The 11870-nt window shown below is 70.9% G+C and carries 9 protein-coding genes; 1 reads left to right on the top strand and 8 read right to left on the bottom strand.

All coding sequences use genetic code 11. The annotated features are described in order from the left end of the window. Positions 1 to 143 precede the first annotated feature (143 nt). The 4 genes from A4A78_RS03775 to A4A78_RS03760 all read right to left on the bottom strand — a co-directional run bounded on the left by A4A78_RS03775 (position 144) and on the right by A4A78_RS03760 (position 6102). Positions 144 to 2195 (bottom strand): PhoX family phosphatase, encoded by a 2052-nt coding sequence (locus tag A4A78_RS03775; protein WP_062947064.1) that lies wholly within the window; start codon positions 2193 to 2195, stop codon positions 144 to 146. Positions 2196 to 2457: 262 nt separating this feature from the next. Beyond that, positions 2458 to 2871, bottom strand: a complete 414-nt coding sequence (locus A4A78_RS03770; protein ID WP_062947063.1) for a universal stress protein — start codon at positions 2869 to 2871, stop codon at positions 2458 to 2460. A gap of 61 nt (positions 2872 to 2932) precedes the next feature. Continuing rightward, positions 2933 to 4405, bottom strand: coding sequence for an APC family permease (locus tag A4A78_RS03765; protein WP_062947062.1), 1473 nt, complete (start codon positions 4403 to 4405; stop codon positions 2933 to 2935). 128 nt (positions 4406 to 4533) lie between these two features. Next, positions 4534 to 6102 carry an LssY C-terminal domain-containing protein gene (locus tag A4A78_RS03760; RefSeq protein WP_062947061.1) on the bottom strand — a complete coding sequence of 523 codons (1569 nt, stop codon included), beginning with the start codon at positions 6100 to 6102 and terminating at the stop codon, positions 4534 to 4536. A gap of 255 nt (positions 6103 to 6357) precedes the next feature. On the opposite strand from A4A78_RS03760, the gene A4A78_RS03755 reads away from it, so the two are divergent. Continuing rightward, complete coding sequence (locus A4A78_RS03755) at positions 6358 to 7212, top strand: aldo/keto reductase (RefSeq protein ID WP_231880823.1); 855 nt, start codon at positions 6358 to 6360, stop codon at positions 7210 to 7212. Positions 7213 to 7539: 327 nt separating this feature from the next. Here the strand turns inward: A4A78_RS03755 and A4A78_RS03750 are convergent, their stop codons facing one another. From A4A78_RS03750 to A4A78_RS03735, 4 genes are all read right to left on the bottom strand, one after another. Further along, positions 7540 to 8304 carry an ABC transporter ATP-binding protein gene (locus A4A78_RS03750; protein ID WP_062947060.1) on the bottom strand — a complete coding sequence of 255 codons (765 nt, stop codon included), beginning with the start codon at positions 8302 to 8304 and terminating at the stop codon, positions 7540 to 7542. Next, positions 8301 to 9437 (bottom strand): iron chelate uptake ABC transporter family permease subunit, encoded by a 1137-nt coding sequence (locus tag A4A78_RS03745; protein ID WP_062947059.1) that lies wholly within the window; start codon positions 9435 to 9437, stop codon positions 8301 to 8303. Before A4A78_RS03745 ends, A4A78_RS03750 begins: the two co-directional genes overlap by 4 nt. Further along, the gene (locus A4A78_RS03740) at positions 9430 to 10431 is read right to left on the bottom strand and encodes an ABC transporter permease (RefSeq protein WP_062947058.1); all 1002 of its coding nucleotides are present in this window, start codon (positions 10429 to 10431) and stop codon (positions 9430 to 9432) included. Before A4A78_RS03740 ends, A4A78_RS03745 begins: the two co-directional genes overlap by 8 nt. 156 nt (positions 10432 to 10587) lie before the next feature. Beyond that, positions 10588 to 11601 carry a siderophore ABC transporter substrate-binding protein gene (locus A4A78_RS03735; protein ID WP_062947057.1) on the bottom strand — a complete coding sequence of 338 codons (1014 nt, stop codon included), beginning with the start codon at positions 11599 to 11601 and terminating at the stop codon, positions 10588 to 10590. Positions 11602 to 11870 lie beyond the last annotated feature (269 nt).

Raw genomic sequence — 11870 nt, 5'->3', positions numbered from 1 at the left:
CGACGGCTCGACGGCGCGTGCGGGACCGGGGACTGACCCTGGGGCTGCCGTGGGGGCGCGGACGCCCGCCGTCCTGCACGGAGCAGGTCGGCGGGCGTCCGCGCCCCCTCGTGGGGTCCGGCTCGACGGGGCCCGTCCCGTCGTCAGCGCGTGCCGCGCAGGATCTGCACGACCGTGGGCTTCGGGCCCTGGCCGTCGTAGTCAGGGAAGTACGAGCGCTGCGCGCCGAACTCGCCGTCCTCGCCCGGGTGCTGGACGGAGACGAACGCCGAGCGGTCCTCGTCGCGCACGATCGGGCCGCAGGTCTCGGCGTCGATCGGGACGGAGAGGAACTGCTCGACGCGGCCGCGGGCCTCGCCCTCCAGGGTGACGCGGAACAGGCCGTCGTTGTAGCCGATGCCGGAGGGGGCGCCGTCGGTGGAGATCCAGAGGTTGCCCACCGAGTCGAAGGCGAGGTTGTCCGGGCAGGAGATCGGGGAGACCTTCTCGACCGGGAAGCCGGAGAAGTAGGTCTGATCGCCCTGCGCGGGGTCGCCGGCCACCAGCAGCAGGTTCCACGCGAACGTGGTCGAGGTCTGGTCGCCCTGCTCGTCGATCTCCACGACGTGGCCGTCGCGGTTCTGGGAGCGGGGGTTGGCCTCGTCGGCCGCGGCCTTGCCCTCGGTGCCGCGGCCGGAGTTGTTGGTGCAGGCCACGTACACGCGGCGGCTGTGCAGTGAGGGCTCGACGTCCTCGCAGCGGTCCATCTTGGTGGGGCCGACGGCGTCCGCCGCGAGGCGGGTGTGCACGAGGACCTCCTCGACGGTGAAGCCGGGGACCTGGGACTCGCCGTCGACCACGAGCGGCAGCCACTCGCCGGTGCCGTCGAAGGCGCCGTCGGCGGGGACCTCGCCGGAGCCGTCGATCTCGGCCTCGGGCGAGTTGCCGGTGAACCTCGCGACGTAGAGGTCGCCGTTCTCCAGCAGGGTCATGTTGTGCTCGCGGTCGCCCTCGACGTAGCGGTCGCGGGAGACGAACTTGTACAGGTAGTCGAAGACCTCGTCGTCGCCGGAGTAGGCGACCGCGCGCCCGTCCTCGGCGATGATGATGTTCGCGCCCTCGTGCTTGAAGCGGCCCAGCGAGGTGTGCTTGCGCGGGGTGGAGGTGGGATCGAACGGGTCGACCTCGACGATGTAGCCGAAGCGGTTGACCTCGTTCTCGTAGCCCTCGTTACGGGCGTCGTAGCGGTCGTACACGTTCTCCCAGCCGCGGGCGGTGGCGGCATCGCGCAGGCCGTAGCGCTTCTCCGCCTCGGAGGTGCCGGCGGAGCGGAAGTAGCCGTGGAAGTTCTCCTCGCCGGAGACGAGGGTGCCCCACGGGGTGAGGCCGCCGGCGCAGTTGCCGAGGGTGCCCAGGACCGTGCGTCCCTCGGGGTCCTCCACGGTCCTGACCAGGTCGGAGCCGGCGGCGGGGCCGGTCAGCGCGAACTCGTCGTCCAGCAGGATGCGACGGTTCAGCTCCGCGCCCTGCACGTAGCGGTAGGGGAAGTTCTTGTTCTTGCGCTCGAGCTCGACGACGGTGAGGCCGTGAGCGGCGCGGCCGATCTCGATCGCCTCCTCGGCGCCGGTGTCGGCCGGCAGCATGATGTTCTCGTTGGTGTACTCGTGGTTCACGAACATCACCGCGCGCTTGCCGGCGGAGCCCGGGATCTCCTGGATCTCGGTGTAGTCGTTGTTGTAGCCGAACTGGCGCTTCTGCGCCTCGGCGCTCTGGGCGTTCCAATCGAACTCGGGCGCGTCGTCGAACAGCGGGTCGCCCCAGCGGATGATCGGGTGCCAGGCGAAGCCCCGGGGCACGGTGAACTCGTCGACGGCCGCGTCGACCGGCTCGATCGGCGTGAAGGTGAGCTTGGTGCCGTTCGGGGGACGGTGGCCGGCGCCGCCCTTGCCGTTGCCCTGCCCCTTGCCCTTCCCGCTGCCGGGGTCGGCGAGCGCGCCCTGCGTACCGGCCAGGCCGATCGCGAGCGCCGCGGTGGAGCCGCCGATCACCGCACGACGGGACAGCGCGCCGGAGGCGATGTCGCGGAAGGTCGGGTTGTCCGAGTGGTTGCACTGGCCGAAGGCGCACTGGCTGGCGCACTTGAGCTGGCAGGTCACCGCGGACCGCTTGCCGCGCACCGCGTCCTTCATGAGCAGGGGCAGGTCGATCAGGGCCATGGATGACGTCCTTCGCTGGTGTGCTCGTCTCCCGCGATTCAGCTGCACGGGACCAGATGACGGTGCGTCACGAAAGTAAGACGCGCCCGGCACGCGGGAGACGCCCAGGTGAACACCGGGCGAAGGAACGCCTCCGAGCCGGGAGGAATCGGACGGACACGGCGCCGCCGCCCCGGACGCCGGACGGCGGCGGTGCCGCACAGGGCACCGCCGCCGTCTCCCGGGCGAGGAGCAGGGCCGACGGGCCCCGCTCAGGGTCTCCTCAGAGCCTCGCCGGCGCGACGAAGCCCTCGGGCTTGACCATCACCACCGGCACGGGCGACTCGATCGCGACCCGCTGCGAGGTCGAGCCCAGCAGGATCTTCCCGATCGGGGTGCGCTTGCGGATGCCGAGGATCACGAGATCGACATCGTCGTGCTCGACGGCGTCGAGGATGTCGTCGGCCGGATCATCGCGCTTGGGGACCGTGCGCAGCTCGAAGGCGAGGCCGGTCTCCTCCAGACGCTCCTGGAGGGGGCGATGGTCCGTGACGCCGCGCGCCTTGCGCGGGTCGGGGGCGCGCTCGGAGGCGAGCACGAGCAGCGAGGCGTCGCGGCGCTCGGCCTCCTCGACCGCGAAGTCGAACGCGGCCTCGCTGGTGGCGCTGGGGACGTAGGCCAGCAGGATCTTCGACATGGGTTCTCCCTCGGGGTGCGGGTCTCAGGGAACGGGGCGGGACGGCAGGCCGACGGCGGAGTCAGTCCTTGCCGAGGTCGTCGGGGTGGCGGAATCGGGTGCGGCGTGCCCGCACGGCGCTGTTGTAGAACCAGGTGATCACGTACAGCAAGAGCCCGACCACGAGCAGGCCGCCGCCGATCACGTAGTTCTCCCGCGGCTGCGCGATCGGCGAGACCAGCGCGAAGGACGTGATCGCACCGATGATCGGCAGCACCGTCGGGGTGCGGAAGTGGCGCACGTCCACCTTGTCCTTGCGCAGCACCAGCACCGAGATGTTCACCAGGCCGAAGACCGTCAGCAGCAGCAGGGCGGTGGTACCGCCGAGCGCCGAGATGGTCTCCTCGGCGAGCACGTAGCGCACCGAGAGCACCAGCGCGAAGGCCAGCACGGTGGAGAAGACGATGCCGGCCCACGGGGTGCGCTGCTTCTGCAGCACGCCGCGCAGGAAGCCCGGCAGCACGCCCTGCTTCGCCATGCCGTAGAGCAGGCGGGAGGCCATCATCATGTTGATCAGCACCGTGTTCGCGACCGCGAAGATCGAGATGAACGCGAAGATCGTGTCGATCGGGATCGCCGGGGCGCCCTCCTTGACCACCTCGAGCAGCGGGGTGGTCGACTCGGTGAGCTGACCGATCGGGACCACCGCGACGGCGAGGATCGAGATCAGCACGTAGATCACGCCCGTGACCGACAGGCCCGCGATGAGGGCACGGGGGAAGTTCTTGACCGGGTCGACGGTCTCCTCGGCCATGTTCACCGAGTCCTCGAAGCCGACCATCGAGAAGAACGCGAGCGCGGTCGCGCCGATCACGGCCATGAAGATGCTCTTGTCGTCCTGGGTCTCGAAGAGGACCACGCGCGAGAGGTCCGCCTTGCCCTGGCCGACGGCGAAGAAGCCGACGACGATCACGAGCGCCAGACCGGTCAGCTCGATGCAGGTCAGGACCACGTTCGCCTTGACCGACTCGGAGACTCCGCGCAGGTTGATCAGGGCCACCAGGGCCAGGAACACCAGCGCGATGGTGGTGGCGACGGCTCCGGCGGAATCGCCCAGCGGCTCCTCGAGCGCGAAGGCCTTCAGCACGTTCTCCGAGAGGAAGATCGCGCTGGTGGAGGCCGAGGTGATGCCGGAGGAGAGCACCGCGAAGGTGACCATGAAGGTCAGGAAGTGGATGCCGAAGGCCTTGTGAACGTAGAGGGCGGCACCCGCGGCCTGCGGGTACTTCGTGACCATCTCGACGTAGGACAGGGCCGAGACCATCGCGACGGCGAAGGCGATGAGGATCGGCAGCCAACCGGCGCCGCCGACCTCGCCGGCGACCTTGCCGGTCAGCGAGTAGACGCCGGTCCCGAGGATGTCGCCGACGATGAACAGCAGCAGGAGCTTGGGCGTGATCGCCTTCTTGAGCTCGGGCTGGTCGGAGCCGTGTTCGGGGCCGACGGCGCCGGGGTCGCCGGCGTTCGCCGGGGCGGTCTCGTGGGACTCGCTCATGGGGATTCCTCCCGGGGAAGACAGGGACAGGGACCGCCGACGACAGCAGGGCGAGCACGAGGTCGGTGCACGCCAGTGCGGGGATCACCGGACGGCGGTGCACGCACTCTACTCTCCGGTGACCGCCCTCACAGCGCGGGCGCCGCCTCGCGCTCCTCCTCCGGGTCCTCGTCGGCCCGGCGCTCGCGGGGGTCCAGGCGCAGGGTCTGGACCCACTGGCGGGAGGCGTCGGAGCTGATCGCCATCACGCCCAGCGCGGAGGCTCCGGCGCCCACCAGCAGCGAATGGGCGACGTCCCCGGTCATCGAGGTCGCCACGGCCAGGCGGGCGAAGGCGTCGGCCGTGAACAGCGCCATCAGCGCGATGCGCGCCCAGCGGCTGCGGCGCAGCACCCCGATCTGGAGCAGCAGCAGCGCGACGGCAAACGCGGTGGCGCCCCAGATCGTGCCCTGCTCGGGCAGGATCAGCGACGCGTCGGGGAAGCGCTCGGTGAGGTCGACACCGGAGCCGAGCGTGAACCACTGGATCGCCACGATCGCCGACTGCAGCAGCGCGAGGAAGCCGGTGAAGATGACCGAGGGCGGCGGGAGGTGGTGGTCCGCGGCGCGGGCGAGCACCTCGTGGAAGTCCCCGACCGTGCCGTGCCACTGCGCGGTCAGCTCGTCGGCCACCTCGGTGCGGCGTCCGCCGAAGCGGGTCGCGCTCAGCGCCGTCTGCGTCGCCGCGCGGGCGCGGGACTTCATCACCGAGCTGCCGGTGGGGCGGTGTCGCGGCAGCATGATCGCGCTCGCCCCGTCGGAGCGGGAGGCCGCGCCGGTCACGTCGATCACCGGCAGGTCGCCGTCGGTGCGGAACCGGTCGCCCTGCCCGTTGCGGTCGTGGTACGAGGTGGAGAACTCCTCGATGACCTCGACCTCCACCTCCGGATCCGCGAAGCGGACCGTGTCCACGAGGTAGTCCCGCTCCACGTCGATGTTCTCGTCGATGCGATGGGTGATCTGCAGGGTGAAGAAGGAGAAGCCGACGGCGCGGTCGTAGGTGCCCGCCGCGAGCCAGTCCGAGCGGTACCCGCCCGGCAGAACGAAGTCGGGCGGCATCCGCCAGAAGCGCACGTGATGGCGCTTGGTCGTGGTGCCGCCGACCTCCTGCTGATAGGTGAAGTCGTGGCGGCGCCCCATCAGGTACAGGTCCGAGACGGGGGCCGACGGGTAGGAGCGTCGCAGCAGCGTCGAGCGCACCATCGACCAGGCCGAGGAGAGCGTCCGCTCCTCCGCGAGCACCCAGCCGGCCCGCCGCAGCGCCACGTGGAGGTCCCGCTCGGGGCCGTCCAGGGCGATGTTGATCGGGTCCGAGAGCACGCCCTCGGTGGTGCGGGTGCGGCCGAAGAAGTAGTCCGGCAGGTAGATCCAGGTCATCAGCTGGTGCAGTCGCGGCAGCGTGATGTAGGTGAGCAGGATCCAGAAGCCCAGCAGGTACAGCAGCCGCACCGGCGTCAGCGAGAAGCCCTCGACCAGGTACAGCAGCGCGAGCCAGATCGCGACGACCACGCCCGCGGCGATGAAGAGGTTGTCCAGCAGCGCGTAGAGCTCGAACCGTCGGCCGCGCGGGGTGTGCCCGCGGGAGTGGTCGTAGCCCGGCGGCTCCGCGGGCACCGGACGGTCCAGCGGCACCAGTCGGGCGGACCGCGCCGGGGTCACCTCCGGCGTCCCGTGCTCGGCGACGTCATGCCCCCAATCGTAGAGGGGCGGGCTGGGAGGGCCGAGGGCCGGTTCGTCGTCTCCGGGCGTGGGCGGGTCTGGCGGGCCCGGTGATTCCAGGGCAGGCGGCCTGGCGGAGCCGGTGGGCCCTCCCCGTCAGGCCGGCCCTGCCCGGCATGCCGCCCCCTCCCGGCAGGCCGGCCCCTTCCCGTCGGCCGTAGGCTGGAGCGAGTCCGCCCCGAGGAGAGGAACTCCATGACCGTATCCCAGAACGCAGAGCACCCCGCCGTCCCGGCGCTCGAGATCCGCGGCGCCGCCCCGATCCCCCAGCTCGGCTACGGCGTGTTCAAGGTCGACCCGGACATCGCGGCCGACGTGACCGCCCAGGCCCTCGCCGCCGGCTACCGCCACATCGACACCGCGAAGATCTACGGCAACGAGGAGGGCGTCGGCCGGGCGATCGCCGAGTCCGGGATCCCGCGCGAGGAGCTGTTCGTGACCACGAAGCTGTGGGACGACGCCCACGCCTTCGACGACGCGATCGCCGCCTGCGAGGCCTCCCTCGAGCGGCTCGGCCTGGACTACGTGGATCTCTACCTCATCCACTGGGCGGTGCCCTCGCAGGGCCAGCACGTCGAGGCGTGGAAGGCCCTGGTCGCCCTGCAGGAGCGCGGCCTGGTCCGCGCCATCGGCGTCTCCAACTTCCCGAAGGAGCAGCTGGCCGAGGTCATCGAGGCCACCGGCGTGGTCCCCGCGATCCACCAGATCGAGCTGCACCCCTACTTCCAGCAGCGGGAGCTGCGCGCGATCCACGCCGAGCACGACATCCTCACCGAGGCGTGGGGGCCGCTGGGCCAGGGCAAGTCCGACCTGCTGGAGAACCCGGCCGTCACTGCGATCGCCGAGACCCACGGCGCCTCCCCCGCCCAGGTGGTCCTCGCCTGGCATCTCGCGCACGGCATCGTGACGATCCCGAAGTCCGTCACGCCCTCGCGGATCGTCGAGAACCTCGCCGCCGTCGAGCTCTCCCTCACGGCCGAGGAGGTCGCCGCGATCGACGCCCTGGACCGCGAGGACGGCCGTGGCGGGACGGACCCCGCCACCAAGTGACCCGCTGAGGGCAGGCGACCCGCCGCCCGGTGCCCAGCTGCCCGCGCTGCCTGCTGCCTGGGTGACCGCCGCCCAGGCGCCCCACCGCCGGCCGAGTGCTGCATCTGGACCGCCGCTGCGCCCCGGTGACGGCACACATGCAGTTCTCGGCGCCGGGTCCCGCGCACAGACGGTGCGGCCCCTCCCCGCACAGATCGAGTGGCGGATTTCGACCGCTATGGACGTGCCATACCGGTCGAGATCCGCCACTCGATGTCGTCGAGGCCGGGGTCGGGGCCGAGAGGACGGCCGGGCCGGGCGGTCGGGCCGGGCGGCCGACGGGGCCGCTCAGTAGTAGACCGCGAGCGGGCCCGTCGGCCCGTCGACCACCTGCACCGGGGTGTCGAAGACGCGGGTGAGCACCTCGCCGTCCATGATCCGCGCGACGGGCCCGGCCTCGACGACCTCGCCCTCCTTCATCGCGATGATGTGGTCGGCGTAGTGGGCGGCGAAGTTGATGTCGTGCAGCACCACCACGACCGTGCGACCCAGCTCGCGGGCCGCATCGCGCAGGCGCCCCATCATCTGGACGCTGTGGCGCATGTCGAGGTTGTTCAGCGGCTCGTCCAGCAGCACGTACTCGGTGTCCTGGGCCAGGACCATCGCCACGTACGCGCGCTGGCGCTGCCCGCCGGAGAGCTGGTCGAGATAGCGGTCCTCGAGGTCGTCGAGGTTCAGGAAGTCGATCGCCTCGGAGATCTTCTGCTCGTCGAGCCGGGTCAGGCGCCCCTTCGAGTAGGGGAAGCGGCCGAAGCCGACCAGCTGGCGCACCGTGAGCCGGGTGATGAAGTGGTTCTCCTGGCGCAGCACCGAGAGGATCTTGGCGAGATCCTTCGAGGCGGTGGAGGCGATGTCGTAGCCCGCCACCTCGATCGCGCCCTCGTCGATGCCCAGCAGGCGCCCCACCATGGTCAGCAGCGTCGACTTGCCGGCGCCGTTCGGGCCCACCAGCGCCGTCACCCCGCCGGAGGGGATGTCGGTGGTGACCGGCCCGATCCGCACCGTCCCGGTCGCGGACCGGTACTCCTTCCGCACCTTGTCGATGGTGATCACAGGCGCCCCTTCCGCATGATGACGACGAGGAACACGGTCCCGCCGACGAGCTCGATGATGATGGAGACGACGCCCTGCGCGTAGAACACGTGGTTCATGACGAAGTAGGCGCCGGCGAGGACCACGAAGCCGGTGAGCGCCCCGAGGGGCAGCAGGCGGCGGTGGTCGTGGGTCCCGGCGAGCTGGTAGGTCAGCGTCGCGACGAGGAAGCCGAAGAAGGTCATGGGGCCGACGAGCGCGGTGGAGACCGCCATCAGCACCGAGACCAGGACGAGGGAGTAGATGGTCTGGCGGCCGTGGTCCACGCCCACGTTGATGCACACGTCCCGGCCCATCGCGATGACGTTCAGCGTGCGGGCGTTGAGCCAGATCAGCGTCGTCGCCACGATCACCAGCGGGATCGCGAAGGGCAGGTACTCGGCGCTCGCATTGGTCACCGAGCCGAACAGTCGGGCGCTGAGCACGTCGAACTCGCTGGGCGAGAGGAGGCGCTGCATGAAGGTCGAGACCGCGCCGAGCCCGCCGCCCATGATGATGCCCACCAGGAGCATGACCTGGATGTTCGCGTAGCGGCCGCGCAGCAGCCAGCCGTACAGCAGCACCGAGAGCCCCACCATCGCCGCGACCTGCGCGAGGAACTGGCCGGGACCCTGCAGGGCGACGACCCCGGCCACGCCGAGGGTGTACACCGCGGCCGTCTGGATGACGGTGTACAGCGACTCGAAGCCCATGATCGAGGGGGTGATGATGCGGTTGTTGGTGACGGTCTGGAAGGTGATCGTGGCGACCGCCTGGCAGATCGCCACGACCGCCATCACCACCAGGGAGGTCACGCGCATCTCGGCGATCAGCCAGAAGCCGCGCGAGCCCACCGGCATGGGGTTCCCGATCGCGAGCAGCCCGAGCGCCGCGCCCGCGGCGAGGACCACGAGGACGGCCAGCACGATCCAGTAGCGGCGCTGGGAGGCGGCGTCGGGGAAGGCGCCGGAGCGGGCGCGCACGCGCCGCGGGGCGGAGAGGACGCCGAGCTCGCCTGCGGCGTCGGCCGGGGCGGTGGAGAGCTCGACCGGGGCGGCCTCGTCGGCGACCGCCTCGAGGCGGCGCCTGTCGTGGGTCGTCGTGCGCTCAGCCATGTCGGCGCTGCCTCAGCAGGAGCGCGATGAACACGGCCGCGCCCACGATCCCCAGGATCAGGGAGACCGGCACCTCGAAGGGCATGATGATCGTGCGGCCGATCAGGTCGCAGATCGTGACGATCGCGATGCCGAGCAGGCACACCCAGGGCAGGTTCGAGCGCAGGTCGTCGCCCCGGATCATCGAGACGACGTTCGGGACGATCAGGCCCAGGAAGGGCAGGTTCCCGACCACGACGGTGACCACGCCGGTCGCGATCGCGACCAGGCCCGTGCCCAGCAGCACCACGCGGCGGTAGTTCACGCCGACGTTGGTGGCGATGTCCTCGCCGAGGCCCGCGACGGTGAGGCGGTCGGCGACGACGAACACGGCCACGCCCACGGCGAGCACGATCCACAGCACCTCGTAGCTTCCGCGCAGCACGGAGGTGAAGGAGCCGGCGAACCAGACCCCGAGGTTCTGCAGCGCGTCGAACTGGAGGGCGACGAAGGTGGAGACGGAGCCGACGACGGCCCCGAGCATGATCCCGATGATCGGCACGATCAGGGAGCTGCGCAGCGTGACCCGGCGCAGGAACAGGAAGAACACCATCGTGCCGACGAAGGAGAAGACGATCGCCACGCCCATCTTCGTCAGCAGCCCCGCCGACGGGAGCAGCACCATCACCAGGATCAGGCCGAGCCCCGCCCACTCGGTGGTGCCGGTGGTGGACGGCTCGACGAAGCGGTTCTGCGTCATCAGCTGCATGATCAGGCCCGACATCGACATCGCGGCGCCGGCGAGGACCAGCGCGATGGTGCGGGGGATGCGGGTGATGGCGAACATCTCGCCACCGCCCTCGGCGCCGAGCACGTCGTAGACGCCGGTGAACAGGGAGACGACCAGCAGCAGCGCGACCGCGCCGATGCCGATCAGGAGCTTGCCGTCGACGAGGCGCTCGCGCCCGCGGGTGCGGGGCGGGGGCGCCTCGGAGGTGAGCTGGGGGGCGGTCATTCAGGACTCCTGGAAGGGGCGGTGGTCGCGTCGGCGCACGGCCGCCGGAGCCGGTGCGACGCACGGGGCCGACGGATGCTCCGACGACACGACGCACGGCGGGCGGGGCGCGCAGGCCCTGCCCGCCGTGCGGCGGTCAGCGATGACGGACGTGGCTCAGGCCTTGCCCTCGAGCGCATCGGCGAAGGTGTTGAAGAACTCCGTGTAGGTCTGGATGCCCTCGTTGGTGTAGGTGTCCGCGGGCATGTAGACGATGTTGCCCTCGGCCACGGCGGTCACGCCGGCGAGCGCCTCGGAGGAGTCCAGCAGCTCGTTGGCGGGCGTGTACTCGGGGTCGTCGGCGGAGACGGCCGCGTCGCGGTCCATCACCAGGATCCAGGCGGGGTTCGAGTCGGCGATCGCCTCGACGGAGATGTCGTCGCCCTCGTGGTCGTCGCTGGCGCCCTCGACCTCGAGCGCGGGCACCAGGCCGAGCGCCTCGAAGGTCCAGCCCAGGGCGCGCCCCTGACCGGGGGCGATGTAGCCGATCTCGCCGCCGGAGGTGTTCACGGCCATGACGGTGGAGGAGCCGTCGTAGGCGGCCTTGACGCGCTCCATCGCGGCGTCGAGGTCGGCGCCGAGGGTCTCGGCCTCGGTCTGCTTGCCGAAGATCTCGCCGAGCACGGAGACCTGGCGCTTGAGCTCGTCGGCGAAGGGCTGGTCCTCGCGCGGGTCGAGCTCGAGGATGGTGGCCTCGGGCGCGTACTTCACGAAGTCGTCGTGGTACTGGGCGAAGCGCTGGCCGTTGATGATCAGGGTCGGCTCGGCGGCGACGACGGCCTCGAGGTCGGGCTCGCGGTGGTTGCCGAGGTCGATGATCGACTCGTCCTCCTTGAGCGGGTTCGTCGAGGGCATCAGGGTGCGCGCCGCGGCGGTGAGGGTGACGCCCCAGTCGGCGAGGGTCTCGAAGGTGCGGTTGTCGGTCGCGACCACGGAGACCGGCGGGGTCTGCACGGTCTGCGGGCCGTTGTTGTCCTCGACCTCGACGGTGCCCGCCTCGGCGCCGCCCGCGTCGGAGGCGCCGGCGCCCGTCGCGGCGTCCTCGCCGGAGCCGCCGCAGGCGGTGAGGGCCAGGCCGAGGACACCGGCGGCGGAGAGGGCGCCGAAGCTGCGGCGGGTGAAGGAGGTCATGGGAAGTCTTTCTCTCGACGGGGTCCAGGGGTGCGCGGCGATGTTCCGACCTGCGACAGAACTGAGGCTAGCCTCACCTGCCCGGTTAATGCCACTCGTCGCTTGCTTTATTCACCTTGTGGACGTGTGATCGCGGCTACATTCGCTGACCTGCGGGGACCTTCGGCCCGGCGACAGGCGGAGGTCGGCGCCGGTGGGCGGGCGGACGGACGGAAGGGAAGGGCCGTCGGCGACGGGCCGGCAGAGCGCACGGGGCCCACCACAGAGCA

The sequence above is a fragment of the Brachybacterium sp. sponge genome (assembly GCF_001613775.1).
GTDB classification, from domain to species: domain Bacteria; phylum Actinomycetota; class Actinomycetes; order Actinomycetales; family Dermabacteraceae; genus Brachybacterium; species Brachybacterium conglomeratum.
Note: the sequence above shows the minus strand (reverse complement) of the source record. Positions and strands in the feature narration are given on the sequence as shown.